This window comes from Pseudomonas sp. 14A (assembly GCF_018132745.1).
GTDB classification, from domain to species: domain Bacteria; phylum Pseudomonadota; class Gammaproteobacteria; order Pseudomonadales; family Pseudomonadaceae; genus Aquipseudomonas; species Aquipseudomonas mercuritolerans.
Window position 1 is genome coordinate 1 of sequence record NZ_JAGRQJ010000034.1, and the last position, 291, is coordinate 291.

General features: G+C 75.6%; 1 pseudogene. It reads left to right on the forward strand.

Annotation, left to right across the window (positions count from 1 at the left end):
• A pseudogene (locus tag PS14A_RS26515) lies at positions 1 to 291 on the forward strand (aminotransferase); the annotation flags it as partial.

Consider the following 291-nt stretch of genomic DNA (forward strand, 5'->3'; position numbering starts at 1 on the left):
CCGTCAAGGACTCGACGCCGTCCCCGCCTACCGACAGGGGCGCTCGGCGCCCGCCGGTGCCTCGAAGCTCTCCTCCAACGAGTCCCCGCACCCGCCGCTGCCGTCCGTCGTCGACGCGGTCACCGCACGCCTGGCCACGCTGCACCGCTACCCGGACATGAGCGCCGCCGCGCTCCGCGAGCGCCTCGCCGCCCGCTACGACGTCGACCTGTCCGAGGTGACCGTGGGCGCCGGGTCGGTCGAGATCGCCGCCCAGCTGATCCACGCGGTCGCCGGCGCGGGCGATGAGGT